This window comes from Rhodococcus sp. USK13 (genome assembly GCF_018343855.1).
Classification (GTDB): Bacteria; Actinomycetota; Actinomycetes; order Mycobacteriales; family Mycobacteriaceae; genus Rhodococcus_F; species Rhodococcus_F oxybenzonivorans.
Map to the genome: position 1 here is coordinate 5,497,664 of NZ_CP069242.1, position 22,665 is coordinate 5,520,328.

A 22,665-nucleotide genomic window follows, 5' to 3' on the forward strand; every position below is an offset into this window, starting at 1 on the left:
AAACGCCGGCTGTGCTGTTACCGCGGCCGCCCTCAGGGGATGATCTTCCGGGCCCGGAGGTCGCGGAAGATGTCGAGGAACATCTGCTCGGTCTCGACGTAACGGTGGAAACCGAGCCTGCGCGCCTTGGACCCGTCGGCGATGACGTCATAGTCCCAGCCGAAGACGAAGTCGCCGAACGCCCACGATGAGACATCCTCGTACGGCGTGGGTTTCAGCCCGTGCTTCGCGACTAGGTCCTTCCACACCGGCTCCTTGTCCGCCATGACGACGTCCATCGACATCGGCAGCGGCGGCGCGACATCCAGTTCGAAGAAGTCCGCGATCTTCGGCAGCATCTCGTCCCAGCGGAACAGGTCGCCGTTGTTGATGTTGAACGCCTGATTGGCGCACTCGGGCGTGGTCGCGGCCCAGACGGTGGCCTCCGCCAGCAGTCCTGCGTCGGTCATCTCGATCAGACTCGTGTACGCGCCGGGCTTACCCGGAAACCGCAGCGGCACTCCGAGTTCCTTCGACATCGTCGCGTAGACCGCGATCACCAGCGCGAGGTTCATCGGGTTCCCGAGCGCGAACCCGCACACGACCGACGGGCGGATCGCGGACCACGTCCAGCGCTTGCCGCGCTGGCGGTCCTCGAGGAACTGCTGCTGATCCACGTTGAACTCGGGCGGCATGTGCGGCGGGTCGCTCTCGCGCGCCGGCGTCTTGAACGGCCCGAGGTGGGCGCCGTAGACCTTGTAACCCTGCATCAGGCTGATGTGCTCGAGATCCCCAGCTACGGGTTCGAGCGCGTTCACCGTGTTGACCAGCATCGCGACGTTGGGCGCGACGAGCTCCGCCCACGACGGGCGGTCCTGGTAGGCAGCGTAGAAGATGTGGGTCACGTCGCGCAGTTCGCCCAGCTTGTCGGCGGCGTCGCGCTCGTCGAGCAGATCGACCGCGATGTGCCGCACCCGGTCGGTGTCGAGTCCGCCCCGTCGCGACAGTCCGACGACGTCCCACTCCCCTGTCGCCTCGAGATGGTCGATCAGATTGCCGCCGATCACCCCGCGCGCACCGACGACCACTGCCACTCTGCGCTTCGTCATCACTCACTCCTATCGGCATATCGCGAAGTTGCGATATACCGAGTCAAGCACACATATCGGAAAATCGCGATATAGCGGTACGATGGACAACGTGAGTGAACATCCGGACCCGACCGACCTGGCCTTGGTCTTCAAAGCGCTGTCGAACCCGACCCGCGTGCGCATCCTGCAGTGGCTGAAGGAGCCGGACACCTTTCCCCCGCAGCTCGAACCAGCCGAAGAGGTCGGCGTGTGCCTGAAACACATCCAGGCGAGGGCCGAGGTTTCGCAGTCGACGGCCTCGCAGTACATGGCCGCCCTGCAGAGCGCCGGACTGGTCACGAGCCATCGGATCGGCCAGTGGACCCACTACCGCCGCGACGAGGAGACGATCGCCCGACTGGCCGACCACATCCGCACCGAACTCTGAACGCCGCCTTCACGTCGATTCGACACTAGTAGGGAATGAGGTCAACTTCGGTCCTGGTTCGCCGAGACGGAGTCGGGGGCGAGGGTCGCCGCCGGTGCTGGGTAGTGTCCGGAGCATGCCCCGCTACACGACGACCTTGCACAACCGCGCGGCCCCCGACGCGCCGGCGTCCATCAGCCGGCACGTGCCGTTCCACGTCGCGCACGAGGCGGCCGCCGCAGCGTGGGTTCGAGCGCTCCGTGAGGCGTGCGGCGATCTCCTCGACCCGGTCACGCAGACCGCCGTCGTCAACGTCGTCAGCAACTTCGGCCGCGAACTGTTCACCGAGGAGGCGTACGTTGACGTCACCCTGGCCCGGATCGGCACCACGTCGCTCACCCTGCAGATCGGGATCGAGCAGGACGGCACGCAGGCCGCCGAGGTGACCGCCACACTCGTTCAGCTCGATTCGAGCCGTCGTGGTTCGGCGCCCTGGTCACCGGCTCAGGTTGCAGCTCTGGAGACGCTGAGCACCGCACCGGTCACACCTTCGCGATGACGTCGGTTTCCCCATCGCCGCGTTTCGAGAGCGCCTGAACTGGGCATTTCTGCACCATGAGTATCGAAGACGGCCCCGGCGACACGCTGAGTCCCAGCGAAAGCCTCGACTCCGACGATGTGCGCAACAACGACGGAGACGATGTGGTCGATCCTCCCGACGGCTGGAGTGAGGCCGACAAATTCGGTACCACGGCGCGGGAGGAGCGCGAGGGCGAGTCGCTGGACGAGAAGCTGGCCGAGGAGGAGCCCGACATCGCGTTCGAGGAGCAACTCGACATTCCGATTGCCGAGCTGCCCGACGATCAGCTGTCCGAGGACGTCGACCGCATCATCGACGGCGAGGACGACATCGTGATCCCGGTGCTGGGCACCAAGCATGCCGATGTGGTGGAGGGTGTCATCGTCGAGGATTCGCGCACTGACCGGGGACAGATCGACGGCGCCGCGGAGGACGGCGACTCGTTCTTCACCGTCGTCGACTGACTTCAGCGAACCCGGCCGTATCGGAGGTACAGGAAGTCGTCGTGGGTCAGAACGTGCTGGAGTGACAGCGTGCGCGGCGCTCCCAGGGTGGGGCCGGCGGTCGCCTGCTGGGGTTGTGGTCCGGCCAGCCTCGGCGCCACGGTGAGGCACATTTCGTCGACGAGGTCGTGCATGACGAGGTCGTCCAGCAGCGTCGGACCTCCTTCGCACAGAATCCGGCGGAGCCCGCGGTCGCGGAGTGCAGCGATCAGGGAGGGCATCTCGACGGTGTCTTCGCCCGCGACCACGATGTCTGCGGCCTCTTCGAGTGCTGCGCCGCGCTCGGTCGCAGTTCTCTGCGAGGTGATGACGAGCGGCCGCACGTCCCCGGTGAACAACGGCGTGTCGAGCGGAATGTTTCCGGTGCGAGTCACGACGGCGATCGGCGGTGGTGCGTCCTGGCCCCATCGTTCGAGCCGATAGCGCGACTGCTCCTCGGTGAGCACCGCCGGTCCGTAGCGTTCTGCCCGGATGGTTCCGGCTCCGACGAGAACCACGTCGGCGTAGGTGCGCAGGGCGCGCAGAAGTTGGTGATCCACCGCATCCGACAGCGGCCGGACCCGGCCGTCGAAAGCAGCGGCGCCGTCCAGGCTGGCCACCATGTTCACCCGGACTCCGTCGGGTGGGTCGCGGTAGAACTCCTCGGCCGACACCTCGTCCGTGCCCATGTTCAGTGTGCGCATGGTCGGCATCATGCCTCATGTCCGGGTTCGAGGTCCCGCACGTCCGAGAAGGTGATCAGTTCACCCAGATCGTCCGGCGCCGAGCCGCTTTCGGGTGCGAGGAGGAACGCGACATGATCGCCGAGCTCGAGGCGTTCGAGGATTCGGCCGCTGAACCAGGCCGCGGAGTCGGCGAGGATCGGCAGCCCGTGGGGGCCGGTGCGCCACTCGCACTGCGCGAACTTGTCGATCTCGTCACCGGTCTGTTCACCGAAGAGAGTCGCCAGCGCGAGGTGCTCCCGGGTCAGCAGATGGACCGCGAGGTGTTCGGCGTTCACCGCGACCCCGTAGGTGTGGTTCTTGTTCGACAACCCCACCAAGAATCGCGGCGGGTTGATGCTGACCTGCGACGCAAACCCGACCAAGCACCCCGACCGCTGCTCTTCCCAGCGGGTGGTGACCACGAACATCGGATAGTTCAGCAACGCGACGACATCCTCGAACGCCTGTCCGGCGTCGTGCTGCGTCGTATCGGAATTCCCGTTAGGCGGCATTTACCCTGTCTAACAGATTGGGGCGGAAGCTACGCAGGCCGCCGTCCTTCGGAACGCCGGTTCAGGGCATAGAATAGGCCTCGCCGCACTCGCAGCCGTCACCTGAAAGGCCCCCACGATTACTCATTCTTCTGCTCCGCACGATGTTTACCTGGTTCCACCCGAGCAGGAGAGCGGCGACGCCGTCGCTCACGTTTCCGCCGCGGCACAGTCCAGGTTGGAACATCGACCCGATGTGGTGCGGGTCAAGGGCCGCTTCGCGCTGACCATCACCACCACGACGCCGCACGAGGCGATGGTGGAGGATCTACTGTTCATCCGCGACGTGCTGGACGGCGCGGGCATCGACTATCTGCTGGTGCGGGGCAACGACGAACGTCCGGTGATCGCGGTCGACTGGGCTTTGCGTAAGCAGTTGCGCACCGCCCTCGTGGCCGCGTGCCGGAACCGCCCGTTCTACTCGAAAACCGTCGACGCCAAGCGTGGATCGGCTGTTCTCGTCGCCGACGGCGCCCTCTCCGCGAACTCGAAGGCGCGGATCTTCCGGCTGTTCCGTCCGCGGGTGCACGTGGCGAGCGGCCTGAGCTACGGGGCGGCGACGGGTGTGCAGATCGAACTGTGGAAGTTTGCCGACGACGAGATCGTGCTTCCCATGGAGAATTCGCTGACCCGCCACATAGTGCGGCCGGAAGAAGCGGTCCGCGGCACCGTCGAGCGGTTCGGTCGGGTGTGGCCGACGATCGAGAACATGTTCGCCGATCACGCCTCCGACATCAACTTCGACATCGATCTGGTGTTCTCGTGGGTGGACGGATCGTCCAAAGAGTTTCAGGCGCAACGTGCCAAGCGGATGCAGAACTATGTGGTGGGCGAGGGCGACGACTCTGAGGCCCGGTTCCGGCAGATCAACGAACTGAAGTATGCGCTGCGCTCGGTCCACATGTATGCGCCGTGGATTCGCCGCATCTTCGTCGCCACCGATTCCGATCGTCCGGCGTGGCTGGCCGATGACCCCCGCGTCACCTTCGTGCCCAGCGAGGAATTCTTCGCAGATCCGTCGGTGTTGCCCACCCACAACTCGCAGGCGGTGGAGTGCCAGCTGCACCACATCCCCGACCTGTCGGAGCACTTCCTGTATTCCAACGACGACATGTTCTTCGGCCGCCCCGTCGGACCGGAGATGTTTTTCTCCCCCGGCGGGATCAGCATGTTCATCGAGGCGACCACCCGAATCGGACTGGGCCACAACGACGAACAACGCAGTGGTTTCGAGAATGCTGCCCGCGTCAACAGGCGGTTGCTGCAGAACCGCTTCGGGGTCACCACTACCCGGCACCTCGAACATGCCGCCACCCCGCTCCGCCGGAGCGTGCTCGAGGAGATGGAGAAGGAGTTCCCCGACGAGTTCGCCGCCACCGCGGCCAGCACCTTCCGCGCCAGCTCCAACATCTCGGTGACCAACTCGCTGTATCACTACTACGCGTTGATGAGCGGGCGCGCGGTGGTGCAGACGGCGGCGCGCGTGAAGTACGTCGACACCACCGTCAAGGCGGGACTGCGCGACATGGATTCGCTGCTCGCCAAGCGGTCCATGGACTTCTTCTGCCTGAACGACGGCAGCGCACCGGAGATCGACCTGGAATTGCGCACCAAGAGGGTCACCGATTTCCTGGAAAGCTACTTCCCCATCCCGGCGCCGTGGGAGACCGGGGCTTGAGCGACCGCCCCCGGGGAGGCTCCGTCAGACCGCGGGGATCGAGTCTCCTGGCCGCTCACCCTCGTCGTAGACGGTGGCAGGTGGGCCGATGATCTGCGGATCGGGCGTGCCCACCACTTTCTCGTCCTTGCCGGTGTAATCGAACTTGTGGAGCACCCACCGGATCGCCTCGATGCGGGCCCGTTTCTTGTCGTTCGACTTCACGACGGTCCACGGCGCGTGCGGGGTGTCGGTGTAGAAGAGCATGGCCTCTTTCGCCTCGGTGTAGGCGTCCCATTTGTCGAGGCTCGCGAGGTCGGTAGGTGAGAGCTTCCACTGCTTGACGGGGTCGGTGCTGCGGGCCACGAACCGGGCGTGCTGCTCTTCCCTGCCCACCGAGAACCAGAATTTCACGACGCGGATGCCCGACTGCACCAGCATCCGTTCGAACTCGGGGGCAGACCGGGTGAATTCCAGATACTCGTTGGGCGTGCAGTAGCCCATGACGCGTTCAACGCCGGCGCGGTTGTACCAGGACCGGTCCATCAGGACGATCTCACCGCCCGCCGGGAGGTGCTGGACATACCGCTGGAAGTACCACTGAGTGCGCTCGCGTTCGGTGGGCTTCTCGAGCGCCACCACCCGCGCACCACGAGGGTTGAGGTGTTCGGTGAACCGTTTGATCGCGCCGCCCTTGCCTGCCGCGTCGCGGCCCTCGAAGATGATGACCACCTTCTCGCCGTTCTCCTTCACCCAGGCCTGCAGCTTGAGCAGTTCGATCTGCAGCTTGCGTTTGCGGGCCTCGTACTGGCGGCGCGTCATCTTCTCGTCGTACGGGTATCCGTGCTTCCACGGCTCGTCCACTTCGGCGATGCCCCGCTTGCGGCCGGACTTGCGCAGCAGTTCACCGATCTCGTCGATCTCCGGCGTCACATCGATGTCGTTGTCCCCGGCGGCTTCGAATCGGTTGGAATCGTGCAGCTCGTCCACAGTGAAAGGCTACCGCCCTGGCGGCTCACCGGCGCAGCTCATGAGATCGTAGAACGTCCGTCCCTCCGGCAGAGAGCGTCCAGCATGAGCATCGACCACATCGTTCCTGCACTCGGCGCCGACACTCTCACGGAGCTCCGGTCGGTCCTCGCCGCACTTGCCGGCGATGCCACTCCCACGGTGACCGTCGACCGTGTCGAACTACCCGCCCCCGTCCGCGATGCCGTCGTCCAACTGCTCGCGCTGCTCGGCGAGGGCCAGAGCCTGGCGCTCGGCACGGTGGCGGATCTGCTCACCACCTCGCAGGCGGCGGAGGTTCTCGGTGTCTCGGACACGTATGTGCGGCGGCTCGCGGATTCGGGGGCGCTGCCCATCGAGATGCGCGGCACCCACCGCCGGTTCCGGCTCTCCGACGTGCTGGCGCACCGGGAGCAGTTTCCGCGTCGGAGCTGACTACACGCGAACAGTCGGGCGCTGGATGAAGTCCTCCCCGGCATCCGGGATGCGCACACCCTTGTCGGCGAGCCGGCGCGCGGTCTCGTCGGCGGTGACGTATTCGCCGACGGTGTCGTAGGAGCCCAGCGGGACCACGGAGTGGACGATGGTTTCCGGGTAGACGTGCACCAGGTTGAAGCCCTGCGCGCCGTCCTGCCCGCGCAGCGCACCCGCCGGAACGTTGAGGTCCTGGGTGTAGCAGGTGGCGGAGGCGACGGAGACGGGGATGCCCGCGAAGGTGGCCGTCGTGGAGTAGTGCAGGTGCCCGGCGAGGATGGCCCGGACGTCGCTGTCGCGGAGCACATCGGCGAGTCGCGGCTGGTCACGCAGCTCCACCAGGACCGACAGGTCGAGGACGCACGGAACCGGCGGGTGATGCAGCGCCAGGATGGTGCCGTGCGGCGCGGGAACGGCCAGCTCCGCCGCGAGCCAATCCAGCTGGTCCTGCTCGATTTCGCCGTGGTGGTGTCCGAGGACGGTGGTGTCGAGGGTGATGATGCGCAGGCCGTCGACGTCGTAGGCGTGGTCGATCGGCGCGTACGACGGCTCCTCCCGGAGCAGTGCGGTCCGGAAATGACCGCGGTCGTCGTGGTTGCCCATCGCCCAGATCACCTGCGCACCGAGCGACTCCGCGACGGGTTCCACGATGTCGCGCAGTTTCTCGTAGGCGCCCGGCTCACCTTTGTCGGTGAGATCGCCGGTGAACACCAGAGCGTCCGGTGCGGCGTGGGATGCCTCCACCTCGGCGAAGATCTGGCGCAGTTTGGCTTCGCTGTCGACGGCCCCGTAGAGCAGGGTTTCGTCGACCAGATGCGTGTCGCTGAGATGGAGCACGAAGTGCGACGGCCGTGGATACTCGGCCGTACGTAGGTCGGCTGCCTCGGTACCGTTGATCGGTCTCTCGCTTCCGCTCGCCCGGAGGGACAGGAGCCAGGCGGACTCCCGCTGGGTATCCACACTAGACAAGTGCGTGCAGGCAACGTCCAGGGGCACGCCGGACGGATGCCGGGTGAACGTGGCACGACGATCCCGCGTACCGATTGGGGCAGACGGAATCCGGTCGATCGACCGCCCGCCCATCGGGGTCGAGAAAACGTTCTCTATCGTGATCGACGTCATATTATTTGCATCGATTTCGAGGAGACCAGATGCCGATCACCGCAACACTGGAACTGAAGTTCAAGCCTGAGTCCGTGGACGCTGCCCGTGACATCTTCACCCGCGAGCTGAAGGCCACCCGCGCGTTCGACGGCTGCCTGGGCGTCGAGGTGCTCGTCGACGCCGCCGACCCTGCCCGCTGGCTGCTGATCGAGCAGTGGGAGTCGGAGGAGCACGACGCCGCCTACCGCACCTTCCGCGCGGGACCGGGCGCCATCACCGACCTCGGACCTCTGCTGGCCGGCGCACCGGTCCTCACGAAGTACACGGTCGACGACAGCGTCTAGATCCCGATCCCGCGGGTCGTCGAACTGGAGTGCCGATCAGGCAGCGTTCTCCAGGTCGACGATCAGGGTGGGGCCCGTCGCGGCCTGCACGTCGTCGACGGTCACCCCGGGCGCGAGTTCACGCAGGGCCAGGGTGCCGTCGCCGAGTACGTCGATCACGGCCAGGTTGGTGATGATCCGGTTCACGACTCCCTGGCCGGTGAGCGGCAGGGTGCACGCGTCGACGATCTTGGGGTTGCCGTCGCGGTCGGTGTGTTCCATCACGACGATGACCCGTTCGGCGCCGTGCACCAGGTCCATCGCCCCGCCCATTCCCTTGACCATCTTGCCGGGGACCATCCAGTTGGCGAGGTCGCCGGTGCGCGACACCTGCATTCCGCCGAGTACCGCCGTGTCGATGTGGCCGCCGCGGATCATGCCGAAGGACAACGCCGAATCGAAGAAGGCGGCACCGGAATTGACGGTCACGGTCTCCTTGCCGGCGTTGATCAGGTTGGCGTCGACGGCCTCCTCGGTGGGGTACGGACCGGTGCCGAGGATCCCGTTCTCCGAGTGCAGGATCACCCGCACGTCATCGTTGAGGTAGCCGGGGATGAGGGTCGGCAGCCCGATGCCGAGGTTGACGTATTCGCCGTCGATCATGTCGGCGGCGGCGCGCTGCGCCATCTGATCGCGGGTCCAGCCGGTGGCAGCAAGTGTGGTCACGAGGGGCGTCCTTCCGCGCGCACGGTGCGCTTTTCGATTCGCTTGTTCTGGGGTCCGGTGTGCACGATCCGCTGGACGAACACTCCCGGCAGGTGCACGTGTGCCGGGTCGATCTCGCCGGGTTCGACGAGGGCCTCCACCTGGGCGATGGTCACCTTGCCCGCCATCGCGGCGAGGGGGTTGAAGTTCATGGCCGTCTTGTCGAAGACGAGGTTGCCGTCGGTGTCGCCGATCGCGGCGTGGACCAGCGCGAAGTCGGCGTTGATCGCCTCTTCCAGCACGTACCGCTTGGTCCCGAAGACGCGGGTCTCCTTGGGCGGTGACGCGATGGCGACGGAACCGTCGTGGCCGTAACGCCAGGGCATGCCGCCGTCCGAGATGGGGGTGCCGACACCGGCCGGGGTGAAGAAGGCGGGGACGCCTGCGCCGCCGGCCCGCAGCCGCTCGGCGAGGGTGCCCTGCGGGGTCAACTCCACTTCGAGTTCCCCGGCCAGGTACTGCCGGGCGAACTCCTTGTTCTCCCCCACATACGACGCGGTGACGCGGCGAATCCGGCCCGCCGACAAAAGGATTCCGAGCCCGTGGTCGTCCACTCCGCAGTTGTTGGAGAACACTTCGAGCTCGTCGACGCCCGCTTCCTCGAGGGCGGCGATGAGCGCGTCGGGGATGCCGCAGAGCCCGAACCCTCCTACCGCCAGTGACGAGCCGCTGGTGATGCCCGCGACCGCCGCTGCCGCGGACTCGGAAACCTTTCCTGTCATCGTGTCTCCCTTCGCTACCGCTCGACCTCCGAGCCGGTGTTCACTTCCATGCGTTCATCCAGCAGACGCGGGTTTCACGCCTGGCGGGCTTCACTGACCGCCGTGGTGAACGCGTAAGCCCTAGTAGAACGTGCTCTTCCTCACGTTTCAAGGAGTTCGGCAAGGTTGTTCACAGCCTGGACACCGGAGCGCCGAGCGTTCACTGAGTGAACGCTATGATGGCGTCATGACGGAGGAGACACGCGGACCGCACGTGGTCGGACGGGTGGGTGCGCTGCTGCGGGCGGTCGGAGCACACGAACCCGCCGGCGCGTCCACCACGGTGCTCGGGCGCGCCGCCGGACTGGCCCGTCCTACCGCGCACCGCTTGCTGTCTTCGCTGGCCGACGAGGGCCTCCTCGACCGCGACGCGAGGACGGGCCGGTGGACCCTCGGCCCGGAGCTGTATCTGCTGGGCGCGGCGGCCGCGACCCGCTACGACATCACCCGGCACGCCCGCGGCGTCCTCGACCGACTGGCCCGCGACACCGGGGAGAGCGCCTTCCTCTCGGCGCGGCGCGGCGACGAAACGGTGTGCATCGCCGCCGAGGACGGCAGCTTCCCCCTCCGCTCCCACGTCCTGCACGAGGGCATCCGCTTTCCGCTCGGCGTCGCCTCCGCGGGACTGGTGATTCTGGCGCATCTCCCCGACCGCGACATCGACGAGTATCTGGCGCGCACCGACCTCTCCGAACGCTGGGGCGAGAACCACAGCACGGACGCACTCCGGGAACGCATAGCCCTCACCCGCCACACCGGGTACGCGGTCAACCCCGGTCTGATCGTCGAGGGAAGCTGGGGCATGGGTGCGGCGGTGTTCGACCGGGACGGCCGGCCGGCGTGGGCGCTGAGCCTCACCGGCGTCGAGACCCGCTTCCGCCCCGAACGCCATCCCGAACTCGGCACCCTCCTCCTCGAGCAGGCGCACGTTCTGTCGCAACTGCTGCAGTCGCGGGCGTGAGTCAGTTCAGTTGCGCAGCGGGTGCGCTACAGGTTCCGGTCGCGTCATGGCCCGCATCGGGTCGACGTCGGGTCTGGCCTCCAGTTGCGACGGTTCGCCCGGCTGTGCCTTGTCCTGCCCGTCGGCAGTCGGGGTGGTGAGGAACGGGCGAACCAGGTCGAGCGGCAATGGAAAGACGATTGTCGAGTTGTTGTCGCCTCCCATCTCCCCCAGCGTCTGCAGGTAGCGCAGCTGCAGGGTGGTGGGGTTGCGGCTGATCACGTCGGCGGCCTCGGCGAGCTTGGCAGACGCCTGGAATTCGGCCTCGGCGTTGATCACCTTGGCGCGGCGTTCGCGTTCGGCCTCGGCCTGCCGGGCAATGGCCCGCTGCATGTTGGTGGGGATCTCGACGTCCTTGATTTCGACGGTGGTGACCTTCACGCCCCACGGTTCGGTCTGCTGGTCGATCACCTGCTGCAGGTCTTCGTTGAGCCGTTCGCGCTCGGACAGCAGGGCGTCGAGGTCGGCCTTGCCCAGGATCGAGCGGAGCGTGGTCTGCGCGATCTGCGAAGTGGCGGAAAGGAAGTCCTCCACTTCGACGATGGCCCGGTCTGCGTCGATCACCCGGAAGTAGGTGACGGCGGTGACCTTGGCAGGCACGTTGTCGCGGGTGATCACTTCCTGCACCGGGATCTTGAGTGTGACGGTCCGCAGGCTGACGCGTTCCATGCGGTCGATGGCCGGGATCAGCAGCACCAGGCCCGGACCCTTAAGGTCGATCAGCCGGCCCAGCCGGAACACGACGCCCCGCTCGTATTCGCGGAGCACCCGGATGGAGCTGCTCGCCAGCATGGCGAGCAGGATGATGACGACGCACAGGATGACGACGAGTTCGGTCATAACAGCTCCCACGGTTCGCGGCGGCGCACGGTGAGGGTGAGGCCGCGGATCTGTTCGACGACGACGGCGTCACCGGCGGTCGGTTCCTCGTCGTCGCCGAATTGGGTCTGCGCTTTCCACAGTCCCCCGGCCGTTTCCACCTGTCCTTGTCGCCCGGCCCAGCTGCGGACCGTGGCGTCGGTGCCGATCAGCGATTGCGGGCCCGAGCGGATGGGAATTCGCCGCGCCGACAATGCCTTCCGGCCGATGACGGCCGCACTGCCGAGTCCGACCACCGCGACTCCCGCGGCCGCCGGGACGGCGATCATCTGCGCGGTGTCGCTGGACGTGAACAGCAGCCACACCCCTGCTGCGGAGGCCAGGGCACCGAGCCCGCCGAGCACACCCGCGGTCGGTGCGTGTGCCTCGATCACGATCAGCAGCACACCGAGTATCAGTGCCAGCACACCCAACGCGGCCATTTCGCATCACCCACGATCACGCTTCGCGAGGGCCCGGCCGCATCGCATAGCCACCTGGCGATCGGGCCCTCGGTATCCACGGTATGCGAGCGCGGGGGGTCACGCCACCAGCAATTTCCCACTCGGATGGCACACTCCTTCTCATGCATACGAGTCCTGTTGTCGTCACCGTCGCCGGCCACGGTGAGGCCACGTGTGCGCCCGAGCGGTGCACCGTGACGGTCGTCGTCCGCATCGAGACGGGCGACGTGGAACGGTCGGTCGGGACGGCCACGGCCACCGTCAGCCGGCTCACCGAGCTGATCAACGCGAAGTTCGACAGCAACCACGGTCCGATCAACTGGTGGTCGCTCGATCAGGTCCGACATTCGCGGCATCGCCCGTACAACAAGGACGGTCTCCAGCTGCCGTATGTGTACCGGGCCGAAGCCGCGCTCGAAGTGAAGTTCAGCCAGCTGGGCGCCGTCGGCGGCTTCGTCGATTCGGTGTCCACGCTCGAAGGGGTGAACGTCGGCAACTTCGACTGGGCGCTCACCAGCAAGAGTCGGGCGGCCCGCATCGTGCAGGTCCGGGAACTCGCCATCCGTGACGCGCAGTCGAAGGCCGAAACCTACGCCCGCAGTCTGGGCCGCAACACCGTTCACCCCGTCGCGATCGCCGACCCGGGCATGCTCGGCGTCGACGCCGGGACGTCCTACGGCGGTGTCGGGGCCCGCGCCTTCGCCGCCGGCGGGTCGAACGAGGCCATCGCGCTCAAGCCGGAGAACATCACGCTCAGCGCCGACGTCCACGCGCGGTTCGAGGCGTGGTGAGCGAGACGCGGGCGTACCGTTCGGGAATGACCAACTTAGATCACGGAGATCCGGGCGACGCCCCCACTGTGCCGCCGCCGCTGGCGGAGGTCGTGAATCCGGCCCGTCCGTCCGCGGCAGAGGAGGCCCGGACGGTGGCGACCTCGACCAACATCGGCACCCTCGCCAGCCTTACCGCTGACGGTGATCCCTGGGCGTCGTTCGTGACCTACGGTCTGCTGGGCGGGTCCCCCGTGCTGTGCGTGTCGCACATGGCCGAGCACGGTCGCAACCTCGCGCACAATCCCCGGGCCAGCATCGCGATCGTCGCACCGAACCCGCCGGCTGATCCGTTGGCCAGCACCCGCATCACCCTTGCCGGGTTTGTCGAACGACCCGAGGGTGACGAGCTCGCCGCCGCACGCGAGGCCCATCTGGCGGCCATCCCGGCCGCGCACGTCTACATCGACTTCAGCGACTTCGCCCTCTGGGTGCTGCGCGTCCAGCGCGTGCGGTGGGTCGGCGGGTACGGGCGGATGGACTCGGCCACCGCCGAGGCGTATGCGGCGGCATCCCCCGACCCCGTGACCCCACACGCCGGCCGCGCCGTCGAGCACCTCAACGCCGACCACGCCGACGCGCTGCTGTCGATGGCCCAGGCACTGGGTGGCTTCCCGGACGCCACCACCGCCACCTGTGAGGGCGCCGATCGGTACGGGCTGGACCTGCGCGTCGTCACCCCGCGCGGAGCCGCCATGACGCGAGTCGGGTACGCGGAACCACTCCACTCCCCCGACCAGCTGCGAGCGGCGACAGTGACGTTGACAGAACAGGCCCGGGCGCTGGCCGGTCGGTGAGCACGTGACGCCTGGGGCGCTCCTCTCCCAGATCGATCCTGCAGCCTCCAGCAGTTCAGGCCAACTGCTGGAGCCTGCTCGGTAACGCGACGGCCAAGTAGCGCGGTTCTACCGAGACCCATCACAAGCTCACACGAAGATCCAAGACTTGCCCGACGGTTCGTCCATAGCTAAGAATGGGACGCCGCAATCGTGCGGCGTGGGGGGATGAGATGAATGAACACGCTTCGGACGGCAGTGATGTGTTCGTCGAAATTGACGGCGTACGAGAAGCCGGGCAGTTTGCCTTCAGGACGGCGCAGGACCTGCTGGACGCGTTGAGATCCGCTGGGGCCGAGGTGGATGGCCTCATGGCCGGCGGGTGGACGGGCACTGCCGCGGACGCCTACGGTGCGGGGTGGTGCGAACTACGCGACGGAGGCATCCAAGTGTTCGAGGCGCTGAGCGACATGGCGGAATTGCTGGGAGTAACGGCCGAAAACTATTCCAGACAAGACCATTCGTTCAGCAGCTCGCTGAGTTCGCTGCGCCTCGACTAGCGCGATGAGTTCACGGTACACAGTTGATCTCGATCAACTCGATGAAGTCATTGCGCGCCTGGCCGGCTTTGTGGGATTCGTGGAGGACCATCTCGACGAGTTGGACCGTCGCATCACCGGCCTGCCGGTAAGTTGGACCGGCCGAGCCGCAGACGCTCATGCAGAAGCGCATCGGGACTGGGTTGCCGGCGCGAGAGATCTGCGTGAGGGCCTCGATGCGATGCGCGCAGCGGCGAGGCGAGCCCACGAGGAATACACGGCCGCAGTGTCCGCCAACTTGCAGATGCTCGGACGCGGCGGCGGCCCATGACGCGTCTGGATGCCGACCCGGAGACCTACTACGCAGCCGGCACCCGATGCGACGAGGCTGCTGTCGATCTCTACACGGCCTTCACAACGGCGCTACAGTCACTGCAACGCTGCGGTGGAATGGCCGGGACCTTTGATACAGCCCATGAATGGGCAAGGTCCTACGACGAACGAACGCAGATCATCCTCGCCTCATTCGATGACGCGATCAGGGCGTTGGAGAACTACGCTGGAGTATTGCGCCAGGCTGGTCACAACCATGCGATGGCAGATCACAATGCCAATGTCGACGGTGGAGCACCTCCTACGCCACCCCCATTGCCGGCGGTTCTGCCTGGATGTACCCCGGCGTTTCCACCTTCGGCTGGGGGGCCTGGAAACGGGCTCGTCGACGATGGCCTTGGCCTTGCAGCCGAGGTAGGAATTCCAGTCCCTGACGGCGATACCGAGAAACTTGATGACGCCTGCAACATTTGGAATTCGCTAGCCAGCAGTGCCGAAGTTACGAACGCCTCCGCAGCAATCCGAGCGAGCGCTGAACTGTTTGCGGACGTGACATCTCCGGAAGTCGACTTCATCATCGACGACCTCGAGGAAGTCGTGGCTGCCATCGAAGGATTGCAGGGAGCATGCGGCGAAATGGCCCTGTCGTGCTCGGAGTACAGGACACACATCGATGAGATTCGTCAGCGACTCGCAGATATCCTCGAAGATCTTGCGATCGAGCTCGCAGCCACTGCAGCGATTGCGATCGCCGCGTCGTTTGTTAGCTTCGGTATCTCCGCCGCAGCTGGAGTTGCCAAGTCCGCCCAAACGATCAGCAAGTTCGCGCGAATCGTTCGAGATGCAGTCACCGCATGGAAGGTCGCAAAGAATATCGGGCGCGGCGTCAAGGCCAGCAACGACCTCAAGGGACTTCGACTGGTGCTCGAGCGCCTGAAGACACTGGGGAAAAAGGCCGTCGAGAAGGCCAAGCTGAAGCCGACGAAGAAGAACATCGGCGAACTCTTTCAGAATGGCAACAAGCCGAAGGCCAGCGATTTGGAGCACTACGCACGCTCGGAGGGATGGACCAAGACGCAATCGGCCGATGGTCCCGCAAAGTTCGTCGACGAGAATGGCGTCGTCCGTCTCACGATCAAGAAAGGCTCATCAAGAGCTCCGGGAAGTGAAGATCCTCATGTGGAGCTTCGTGACCCGACAGGGCAACGTATCGACCCCTTTGGGAACCCGGTCACTCGCAGGAGCCCCGGCAACCACACACCAATCGAATGGGATATGCCATGACTAGTGACTACACGCAGTTCTCGAATCTCTCGGGTGTCTACCTCGAAGACAGTTTCGTCCTGGGCATTTCGGAGCTCCCCCGGCAGTTGTCGTTCAAGATGGAAGCTGTTCTCACGCCGGAGAACCCTCACTACCGTCCGCCAAATTCCGGTGAGCAGTATTGCTACGCAGTGGGCGAACTCGTCTTCGACGAAGTTACGCAGATCGAGTGGATTACAGAGTCACCCAACCGGTATACAGATGCCGCGGGCGAAGAGGATCTGGGCAACATTGACAGCTTGACCAAGGAAGATGGCAGTTTTCACGTCGAAGGTGACTGGGGCGAGGTGCGTATTCACAGCGCCAACGAACCCCACTTCGACTTGACGGACTGATGTCCCAACCCTGATCCGGTCGACGCCGCTGGGCGGGCGGCGCTCGCATGCGTCGAGGTCGACAGTCCTGACGACACCCAGCGAGAGCGAAATCAACACACTCTTACACGCATCGCGCCGAACCAACTGACAAGGAGTCTTAGTTCTCGTGAGCCGAACCGCAGCACGAATTGTGTTCGCATCAATAGCGCTTCTCTGCACTCTCTCTGGAACCGGATCGCTCGTCCTCGTCACATTGCCACTGCACAGCGACGCCAACGGGCCAACGGCTTTCTGGCCATATGCTGCCCTGTTGGCAGTATGCATGGTTGCATTCGCGATGAACGCAATGCCAGCGCATCATCTGGACGATCGCGAGCGTCGTGGGCAGTCGTTGTCGCGCTCTCCCTCGGGCTGGGAGTACTCAACTGGCACTTCACCAGCCAGAATCGGACGAGTGACCTGCCGGCTCCACTTGTCTTCACCATATTCGTGACTGTGGCTTCCATAGCGCCCGCCATCCTCTACCTGATTCACGTCCTACGACGTGCACTTTTGGTACACGAAGAATCGAACCAACCGGTCCTACCACCCGCCGAGGTTGCTGCGCGCACGACAATCGAGTAGGCACGCACATCACGGCGTCTCGGTTGCGCTCGGTCAGCTTGAATTTTGGCAGGACGGCGACGACTCGGTTCACGAACAGCTCCACCGTGCTTCCCGTTCCGCGACTTGGGAAGGCCGACTCCGTTCCGATGACCGTGGGAAGCGGGGAGAGTGGGAAGACGAATTCGTCCGGTACCGAGAGTATCTCGCGACTGGTGGTGATGATGCGCAGTTCCGTCGTGGAGCGCAGCAGCACCGACACCAGTTGTGCGCATTCGTAAAGGAGGTGCTCGCAGTTGTCGAGGATCAGGAGCATCCGCCGGGTCCTGAGATACTCGATGATGGTGTTCTCCGTCGGGCTGGCGTGCATGTCGCGGTTGGCGAGGGCGAGCCCGTCGACGACGGTCTGGGTGAGGAGGTCGGGGCTGCGCAGCGCGGCGAGTTCGATCACCGGATACCGTCCGGAAACGCGCGGCGGCATTCGCCGGCGGCATGGATCGCGAAGCGTGTCTTGCCCATTCCGCCCGGGCCGGTGATGGTCACGAGCCGGTGGTCACCCAGCAGTTTCCGCAGGTTCGAGCAGTTCGGTTCGACGGTCCACGAAGCTCGGTCCGTAGACCGGGACCGACGGGGCCGCGGACACCGTGTCGGTGGGGCTGTCGTGGGGCTCGCCGGTCGACCGTTCCTCACGGATGCTGGTGACCCTGCGGGCTAGCGTGGTCCTCGACTTGGTCCATTGGATTCTGCGCGTGATCCCCGCGATCGCGATGTCGGGGTCGTCGGCGATCAGCTCCCGGATGGCCGAATCCACGGGATCGACGACGGAGCCGCGTCGGCTTCGATGATCGGTGGAGGGTGGTCGAGAGTCTGCGCGCGGCGCACCGTGTTGCGCGACATTCCGAGCTGCACCGCGATGTGCTTGATGGGAGATCCTTGCCGGTGGAGTCGGCGAATCTCATCCCACTCGTCAGCGTTCACAAGGCCCCTTCTAGACTCGTCACCGGTCGGTCGACCTCCCGGTAATTGAGATCTGGATCACCTTGGTCGCTAGTCACCCGCTGTCAACTTTCGGGGGTCGAGATGTGTCATCGCAACCGTGCGCCTTGCGCACTCGCACCCGGACTCAGGCCGAGAAAGCGGCGTTTACCTGCACAGATTCAGAGCGCCAGGTTCGGCTTAGTGTGACCGTAGTGAACCACGTAGCTGGACGGTTCCGCCGGGCTCCCCGCACGGGCATGGTGATGCACACCACAGGAATGGCTCGTGGTGCCGACATATCCGAAGCGACGATGGAGTCCGCATGACCAACAGCAATGCCGCAGCCCTGAAGGCAGCTTTCGCCGCCGCAGACGAGGGGAACCCGGTTCCGCTCGTGGAGCTGTACTCGGACGAGATGAAGTGGGCCGGTTTCACGCTCGAAGGAATCCTCTCCGCCTCTACACCAAGGCCGACTTCCTCAAGGCCTTCGGCGTCCTGGCCAAGCTCGACGAATACCGCAACGAGGTCGTCTCTGTCGACGTCGTCGGCGACGACCTGGTGACCGCCAACGTCCGGGCGTACCGCCGCCTCGGGGAACTCGAACTCGACACCACGATCGTGATGACGCACCGACTTTCGATCCATACATCGCACAACCCACGTGATGAGTCCGTGCGCGCGTTCTTGTTCGACCAGTACAGCGGTCGATGCCAGATCTGCCACTCAACGTTCGCGCAGAAGGATGGCACCCCCTACTTTGAGGCATTCCACCTTGCCGAACGACAGATAGGGCCACACACCGATCGTCCGGGCGGCGTCCTATGTCTGTGTCCAACCTGTTGCAGGAAGCTTCAGTTCGGTACGGTGCAGGCAGGCGGTCTCGATGAACAGATTCGGTCCTGGCGCGCCAAGGCAGAAGGCGGTAACAACGATCCACTAATCAAGCTTGTCTTATGCGGCGAATCCGCTGAACTTAAGTTTACGGAAAAACACTTCCTGGATTTGCAAGAACTCTTCCGATTTGGGCCTCGCACATAGGTTGCTAGGACAGCTACCGGAATCGTGTCCTCGGCTGTCGGATAGTCGTGTTCGAAGCACCTAGCGCACGCACGATTAGGAAATTACGTTCCGTGCCTAGCGTAGTAGGCGGTGAACGCTCGTAGCCGTTGATGAAAGCCACCTACCCGGATGCGTCGCTGGCCCAACTTGCTCATCGGTACCCCGCGAGCCGATGGTCACAGACCTGGGCGAATCACATCTCCACTCGATGCCGAATACCCGACAGCCTCAGTGCCTTGATTCTGCCAACTCCCGTAGCTCACGCCGATGCCGGGTATCCTCCAGTCTGTCCGGCCGTTCATTGTGCGACCCACGACAACCGCCCCTGCGGCACTAGGGCTCCCGAATACTTGGGAACGACAAAAGTGCATCGTGCTGCCATCATCGGTGGAGACGATGGTTCCGTCCTGCTCAAGTTTTCCCTGAGCCGCCTGTACCCCTCGTTTGACGGGTGCCTACCCGTCCATGAGAGCCGAGCCTGCGAGCCGGCCAGCACTGTAAACTCACCGTCGATCTCTTGGGCCCTCGCGGTGAGACCTTCCTTCTTGAGATGCAGCTCGAATAGGGGCGAAGCCCCTCGCTCAGTAAAGCGGTCAGAGGAGATCGACGATCGCGTCTCGACCGATACGGTTCGGAAGATATTGATGCCTAGAACCGGCAAAACGATCTTGGCCTGCATGATGAAGTACTCCATATCCGACTTATCGGCTTCGGGGAGCGCGAGCGGGTCGGGCGCTGTGGAGTTGACCAAGGTCGCGCGACTCGCCTCCAGCGCGATCGAGATGAAGCGGCTTTCCAGGAATCTCACGTGAGCCTTGGTCAAGTTCGAATCTTTGCTCGTCAAGATAATTGCGCGGTTCCAGAAGTCTTTTCCGCCTTGAGCTTCAGGACGGGAATGCTGGTAGAGGCGCCTGCTGGCATCGCCTCCCTCACCGACATATGCGATCGAACCACCCACGCTCCCTGGGTCCTCGCCGATCAGAATGTAGATGCCGGTCCGGCTGGCCTCTGGACGTTTCATCAGGCCTGCCAGATCTGACCGTGGGGCAGCAACAACATGGCCGGTCCAGTTCATGATCTCGGCAGTCAATAATCCGCCGGGCGTCCCATCTGCGAGAAACAGCCGAACCGACTTTCCGACAGTCATACAGCCTCCCTAGTCACCGCGCCAGTTTCCACGATGGGGTCACGTGGCGGTGACGCAGGCCTGCTTACAAAAGAGCATGACTTCGGCTTCACGTCCCGTGACGGTTCATCGAACGATATGCAGCCTACTGGGCGCGCGGCCCGCTGGATTCACTACGTACGACTGGACCTATGCGCCGTTTGGCGGTCCCACCAACTCCGACACCTCGCCCGCCGAGAACAATAGAAGACGTTCCCTCGCCCTCGAGCCGGCCACGTAAAGCACCCGCCGCAACTTGCGCAGCTCAAGTTCCAGGTCGGCACCCTTGAGCTTGTTGACGTAGTTCGGCGGGAATGACTCGCATCCGAGCCGCGCGATGGCAACCGCGCGGAACTCGAGGCCCTTCGCGCGGTGCATCGTCATGACTCGGACTGCGTCGCCCAACTTGTCCTCGTCTGAGCGATCGGTGACAACGATCGACGAGATGCCAGCGCGCTCCAACGAGCTCGCAATTTCCTGCACCGCAAACTTGTCGTACGCGAAGACCGCAATCCCGGAAAGCGGCAATCCTTCATCAGCCCACTTCGAAATGCGCTGAGCCAATCCCTCATCCTCCTCCGCTTCGGAGTCGAACTCGCGAATCTCGGGATCGGGTCCACCGAAGACCGATCGGGCTCCTGCCAACGTGTCCGAGGCGAGGTCAAGGTCGTCGACCTCGGTATCGACGACCTCGAGGCACCATCGAAGGATTTCCTTCGATGTCCGGTAATTGATCATCAATCGTCGTGATCGACCGCGGGTCTCGATGCCATAGCGAGACAGCGGTGCAGGGCGCCCATAGATTCGCTGGTGTGCGTCACCGACAATGAAAAGGTCATCTGTTTCTCCCGGAACGAGGGCTCTCAGCAGTTTCCAATGGGCAGGGTGCAAGTCCTGGGCCTCGTCGATGACGGCGTGACGGTAGCCGAACTGATCCCGTAGCGACGGATCGGCCGCCAACGTCGCCGCGGCTTGCGCGGCCAACTGGGTAAAAGTCATCAGACCCTGGGATCGCATCAGGCGTTCGAATTGTTCGACCACCTGCCATACGTCGGCACGTTGAGGACGGGTCAGGCGCTGGCTACGTCCGCTTCGCGTGACGCGGAGATAGCCTGCCTCGTCCACGATGGCGTTGCCGAGAACGACCTGGGCCCATTCGTCAGCGAGGAACGCCGGCTCCCATTGGCCGGCCGCGATCAGAGCAGCACTCGACCAGAGTTCGCGCACCTCGTCGGCATCCGCCGCGACGAACTTGACCGAACTGACCACGTTACGACCCGCTTCCGAGGCCGTGACTACCCGCCGGGCGAGGGAGTCGATGTTGACGACATCGACCCGCTCGCCAACCATAGGTCCCGCCAGCTGCTTCAACTGGGACTCGATAGTGCGGGCCAAGTTCTTTGTGAAGGTCGTAAACAGGACCTTCTGAGTGGCCGATTCCGTGTCGAGTCGGCGTGCGAGGAAACACGCCCGGTGAATCGCGGTCACCGTCTTGCCGGTCCCCGCTCCACCGGTCACGCGGAACGGTCCGTTCCACCCCGTGTGCTGAGCGAGCTTGCGCTGCAACGGATGCAGCCATACTCGCCACCTCGCGAAATCGCCTTCGAGGACGACCCTCAGCTCCTCCTCGTTGTCACCCTCAAAGGTGGTAAAGCTGAGTCGTGACAGTGGGCGCTGGAGCGCTGCGTCGAGGTCGTACACGTCGACCTCGCCCGGATCCTCGATCACGAGGTCCGCCCAGACCTCGTCAGGGCTCTTGCCGTAGGCGAGGTCGAGCACCGCATTGCCCTGCGAGGACGGCAGCGCGCTGGCGATCGCCATGAGGCCATCCTCGTCAGCGACCTTCTTGAGCTGTTCGGCGATCTCGGGATCGACACCGAATCGTTCGAGATCCTTCTGCTTCACCCTGGCGGGCATAATCGGCTTCGCGGAGGGCTCTACCTGCTTCGCGTTGCGCGCCTTGTCGACCGCTTCCTCGAGCGCGATGCCGTCGAAAAGCTCGGCGGCGCCGGTCTTGGCGTTGACCTGAAGGGTGAGCTTGCTGGCATAGTCGTAGGCGGCATCGTGCTTCTTGACTGCCACCAGATACAGGATGCTGGTGCCGTCGTCCTCACCGGCGACCACGAGCACAGCGCGGTAGTGGTCCGTCACGCGCGCCGTTCGTACTCGATTGTTCTGCGCCAGCTTCGGGATCTTGTAGTCGAGGCCGGGAGCCTCGGGGTCCCGCTGAATCTTCATGATGAAGTCCACGACCCGCTGCTTGACGCTGCCTTCGAGTCGGTCGTAGGAGTTGTCGAACAGGTCGTGCATACGCACTTCGGCCTTCACTGCCCACTCCTCTTCACCGTGTCCTCGATCTCATGTGCAAGCGTATCCGGCTCGAACGGGCAGTCCGGCGAGGCCACCATCTACCAACTGCCGCCGCGCCAGTCGTCACGAAATTATCGGTGTCGACCACGGCCGCGACCTGCATGTCCGGCCATGTCCTCTCCGCCCTCCGCACGGACTCATCGG

Annotated in this window: 29 protein-coding genes; 14 read left to right on the forward strand and 15 right to left on the reverse strand. The window is 64.6% G+C overall.

The window, feature by feature from the left end; all coding sequences use genetic code 11:
• Positions 1 to 32: 32 nt before the first annotated feature.
• On the reverse strand, positions 33 to 1,088 hold the full coding sequence (locus JQT59_RS27815; RefSeq protein WP_502939742.1) for an SDR family oxidoreductase: 1,056 nt from the start codon (positions 1,086 to 1,088) through the stop codon (positions 33 to 35).
• A gap of 91 nt (positions 1,089 to 1,179) precedes the next feature.
• On the opposite strand from JQT59_RS27815, the gene JQT59_RS27820 reads away from it, so the two are divergent.
• The 3 genes from JQT59_RS27820 (at position 1,180) to JQT59_RS27830 (ending at position 2,520) form a co-directional block, all read left to right on the forward strand.
• Entirely contained in the window at positions 1,180 to 1,497 is a 318-nt protein-coding gene (locus tag JQT59_RS27820) for an ArsR/SmtB family transcription factor (protein ID WP_213572790.1), read from the forward strand.
• 115 nt (positions 1,498 to 1,612) lie between these two features.
• The gene (locus JQT59_RS27825) at positions 1,613 to 2,035 is read left to right on the forward strand and encodes an acyl-CoA thioesterase family protein (protein ID WP_213572791.1); all 423 of its coding nucleotides are present in this window, start codon (positions 1,613 to 1,615) and stop codon (positions 2,033 to 2,035) included.
• 56 nt (positions 2,036 to 2,091) lie between these two features.
• Complete coding sequence (locus JQT59_RS27830) at positions 2,092 to 2,520, forward strand: hypothetical protein (protein WP_213572792.1); 429 nt, start codon at positions 2,092 to 2,094, stop codon at positions 2,518 to 2,520.
• A gap of 2 nt (positions 2,521 to 2,522) precedes the next feature.
• On the opposite strand, the gene JQT59_RS27835 is transcribed toward JQT59_RS27830, so the two are convergent.
• Together JQT59_RS27835 and JQT59_RS27840 are read right to left on the reverse strand one after the other, a co-directional pair.
• Positions 2,523 to 3,251, reverse strand: a complete 729-nt coding sequence (locus JQT59_RS27835) for a pyrimidine reductase family protein (RefSeq protein WP_213578149.1) — start codon at positions 3,249 to 3,251, stop codon at positions 2,523 to 2,525.
• On the reverse strand, positions 3,251 to 3,775 hold the full coding sequence (locus JQT59_RS27840; protein ID WP_213572793.1) for a flavin reductase family protein: 525 nt from the start codon (positions 3,773 to 3,775) through the stop codon (positions 3,251 to 3,253). The genes JQT59_RS27835 and JQT59_RS27840 overlap by 1 nt, the downstream gene beginning before the upstream one ends.
• Before the next feature lie 217 nt (positions 3,776 to 3,992).
• Between JQT59_RS27840 and JQT59_RS27845 the strand changes: the two genes are divergently transcribed.
• Entirely contained in the window at positions 3,993 to 5,492 is a 1,500-nt protein-coding gene (locus tag JQT59_RS27845; RefSeq protein WP_502939744.1) for a stealth family protein, read from the forward strand.
• A 24-nt stretch (positions 5,493 to 5,516) separates the two neighbouring features.
• On the opposite strand, the gene ppk2 is transcribed toward JQT59_RS27845, so the two are convergent.
• Positions 5,517 to 6,461, reverse strand: coding sequence for a polyphosphate kinase 2 (gene ppk2, locus JQT59_RS27850; protein WP_213572794.1), 945 nt, complete (start codon positions 6,459 to 6,461; stop codon positions 5,517 to 5,519).
• 84 nt (positions 6,462 to 6,545) lie between these two features.
• Here ppk2 and JQT59_RS27855 point away from each other — a divergent pair, with 84 nt between their 5' ends.
• Positions 6,546 to 6,914, forward strand: a complete 369-nt coding sequence (locus JQT59_RS27855; RefSeq protein WP_213572795.1) for a helix-turn-helix domain-containing protein — start codon at positions 6,546 to 6,548, stop codon at positions 6,912 to 6,914.
• Here JQT59_RS27855 and JQT59_RS27860 read toward each other — a convergent pair whose 3' ends face one another.
• Positions 6,915 to 7,850 carry a phosphodiesterase gene (locus JQT59_RS27860; RefSeq protein WP_213578151.1) on the reverse strand — a complete coding sequence of 312 codons (936 nt, stop codon included), beginning with the start codon at positions 7,848 to 7,850 and terminating at the stop codon, positions 6,915 to 6,917. It lies immediately after the preceding gene.
• Positions 7,851 to 8,104: 254 nt separating this feature from the next.
• Between JQT59_RS27860 and JQT59_RS27865 the strand changes: the two genes are divergently transcribed.
• Positions 8,105 to 8,401 (forward strand): putative quinol monooxygenase, encoded by a 297-nt coding sequence (locus tag JQT59_RS27865; protein WP_213572796.1) that lies wholly within the window; start codon positions 8,105 to 8,107, stop codon positions 8,399 to 8,401.
• Between the two features lie 36 nt (positions 8,402 to 8,437).
• Here the strand turns inward: JQT59_RS27865 and JQT59_RS27870 are convergent, their stop codons facing one another.
• A complete protein-coding gene (locus JQT59_RS27870; protein WP_283254022.1) occupies positions 8,438 to 9,106 on the reverse strand; it encodes a 3-oxoacid CoA-transferase subunit B in 669 nt (222 codons plus the stop codon).
• The gene (locus JQT59_RS27875) at positions 9,103 to 9,867 is read right to left on the reverse strand and encodes a CoA transferase subunit A (RefSeq protein ID WP_213572797.1); all 765 of its coding nucleotides are present in this window, start codon (positions 9,865 to 9,867) and stop codon (positions 9,103 to 9,105) included. Before JQT59_RS27875 ends, JQT59_RS27870 begins: the two co-directional genes overlap by 4 nt.
• A gap of 226 nt (positions 9,868 to 10,093) precedes the next feature.
• Between JQT59_RS27875 and JQT59_RS27880 the strand changes: the two genes are divergently transcribed.
• Positions 10,094 to 10,867, forward strand: coding sequence for an IclR family transcriptional regulator (locus JQT59_RS27880; RefSeq protein WP_213572798.1), 774 nt, complete (start codon positions 10,094 to 10,096; stop codon positions 10,865 to 10,867).
• Between the two features lie 6 nt (positions 10,868 to 10,873).
• On the opposite strand, the gene JQT59_RS27885 is transcribed toward JQT59_RS27880, so the two are convergent.
• Positions 10,874 to 11,746, reverse strand: a complete 873-nt coding sequence (locus JQT59_RS27885) for a slipin family protein (RefSeq protein ID WP_213572799.1) — start codon at positions 11,744 to 11,746, stop codon at positions 10,874 to 10,876.
• A complete protein-coding gene (locus tag JQT59_RS27890; protein WP_213572800.1) occupies positions 11,743 to 12,207 on the reverse strand; it encodes an NfeD family protein in 465 nt (154 codons plus the stop codon). Before JQT59_RS27890 ends, JQT59_RS27885 begins: the two co-directional genes overlap by 4 nt.
• Before the next feature lie 143 nt (positions 12,208 to 12,350).
• On the opposite strand from JQT59_RS27890, the gene JQT59_RS27895 reads away from it, so the two are divergent.
• The 6 genes from JQT59_RS27895 (at position 12,351) to JQT59_RS27920 (ending at position 16,364) form a co-directional block, all read left to right on the forward strand.
• Positions 12,351 to 13,019: an SIMPL domain-containing protein gene (locus tag JQT59_RS27895; protein ID WP_213572801.1), complete on the forward strand. Its 669-nt coding sequence runs from the start codon at positions 12,351 to 12,353 to the stop codon at positions 13,017 to 13,019.
• 26 nt (positions 13,020 to 13,045) lie between these two features.
• Positions 13,046 to 13,855, forward strand: a complete 810-nt coding sequence (locus JQT59_RS27900; protein WP_213572802.1) for a HugZ family pyridoxamine 5'-phosphate oxidase — start codon at positions 13,046 to 13,048, stop codon at positions 13,853 to 13,855.
• Positions 13,856 to 14,067: 212 nt separating this feature from the next.
• Positions 14,068 to 14,394 carry a WXG100 family type VII secretion target gene (locus JQT59_RS27905; protein WP_213572803.1) on the forward strand — a complete coding sequence of 109 codons (327 nt, stop codon included), beginning with the start codon at positions 14,068 to 14,070 and terminating at the stop codon, positions 14,392 to 14,394.
• Between the two features lie 4 nt (positions 14,395 to 14,398).
• Complete coding sequence (locus tag JQT59_RS27910) at positions 14,399 to 14,704, forward strand: WXG100 family type VII secretion target (protein ID WP_213572804.1); 306 nt, start codon at positions 14,399 to 14,401, stop codon at positions 14,702 to 14,704.
• Positions 14,701 to 15,990 (forward strand): hypothetical protein, encoded by a 1,290-nt coding sequence (locus tag JQT59_RS27915; protein ID WP_213572805.1) that lies wholly within the window; start codon positions 14,701 to 14,703, stop codon positions 15,988 to 15,990. The genes JQT59_RS27910 and JQT59_RS27915 overlap by 4 nt, the downstream gene beginning before the upstream one ends.
• A complete protein-coding gene (locus tag JQT59_RS27920; RefSeq protein ID WP_213572806.1) occupies positions 15,987 to 16,364 on the forward strand; it encodes a hypothetical protein in 378 nt (125 codons plus the stop codon). The genes JQT59_RS27915 and JQT59_RS27920 overlap by 4 nt, the downstream gene beginning before the upstream one ends.
• Positions 16,365 to 16,824: 460 nt before the next feature.
• On the opposite strand, the gene JQT59_RS37260 is transcribed toward JQT59_RS27920, so the two are convergent.
• From JQT59_RS37260 to JQT59_RS38080, 3 genes are all read right to left on the reverse strand, one after another.
• Entirely contained in the window at positions 16,825 to 17,430 is a 606-nt protein-coding gene (locus tag JQT59_RS37260) for a hypothetical protein (protein ID WP_249353884.1), read from the reverse strand.
• 72 nt (positions 17,431 to 17,502) lie between these two features.
• Positions 17,503 to 17,760, reverse strand: a complete 258-nt coding sequence (locus JQT59_RS37265; protein ID WP_249353888.1) for a hypothetical protein — start codon at positions 17,758 to 17,760, stop codon at positions 17,503 to 17,505.
• Positions 17,736 to 17,927: a helix-turn-helix domain-containing protein gene (locus tag JQT59_RS38080; RefSeq protein WP_349306988.1), complete on the reverse strand. Its 192-nt coding sequence runs from the start codon at positions 17,925 to 17,927 to the stop codon at positions 17,736 to 17,738. The genes JQT59_RS37265 and JQT59_RS38080 overlap by 25 nt, the downstream gene beginning before the upstream one ends.
• Before the next feature lie 420 nt (positions 17,928 to 18,347).
• On the opposite strand from JQT59_RS38080, the gene JQT59_RS37270 reads away from it, so the two are divergent.
• Positions 18,348 to 18,965, forward strand: a complete 618-nt coding sequence (locus tag JQT59_RS37270; RefSeq protein ID WP_249353889.1) for a hypothetical protein — start codon at positions 18,348 to 18,350, stop codon at positions 18,963 to 18,965.
• Positions 18,966 to 19,162: 197 nt separating this feature from the next.
• Here the strand turns inward: JQT59_RS37270 and JQT59_RS37275 are convergent, their stop codons facing one another.
• The 3 genes from JQT59_RS37275 to JQT59_RS27940 form a co-directional block, all read right to left on the reverse strand.
• Positions 19,163 to 19,384, reverse strand: a complete 222-nt coding sequence (locus JQT59_RS37275; RefSeq protein ID WP_502939882.1) for a DUF4357 domain-containing protein — start codon at positions 19,382 to 19,384, stop codon at positions 19,163 to 19,165.
• Positions 19,285 to 20,133, reverse strand: a complete 849-nt coding sequence (locus JQT59_RS27935; protein WP_249353892.1) for a GIY-YIG nuclease family protein — start codon at positions 20,131 to 20,133, stop codon at positions 19,285 to 19,287. Before JQT59_RS27935 ends, JQT59_RS37275 begins: the two co-directional genes overlap by 100 nt.
• Positions 20,134 to 20,301: 168 nt before the next feature.
• Positions 20,302 to 22,479 (reverse strand): UvrD-helicase domain-containing protein, encoded by a 2,178-nt coding sequence (locus JQT59_RS27940; protein WP_249353893.1) that lies wholly within the window; start codon positions 22,477 to 22,479, stop codon positions 20,302 to 20,304.
• Positions 22,480 to 22,665 lie beyond the last annotated feature (186 nt).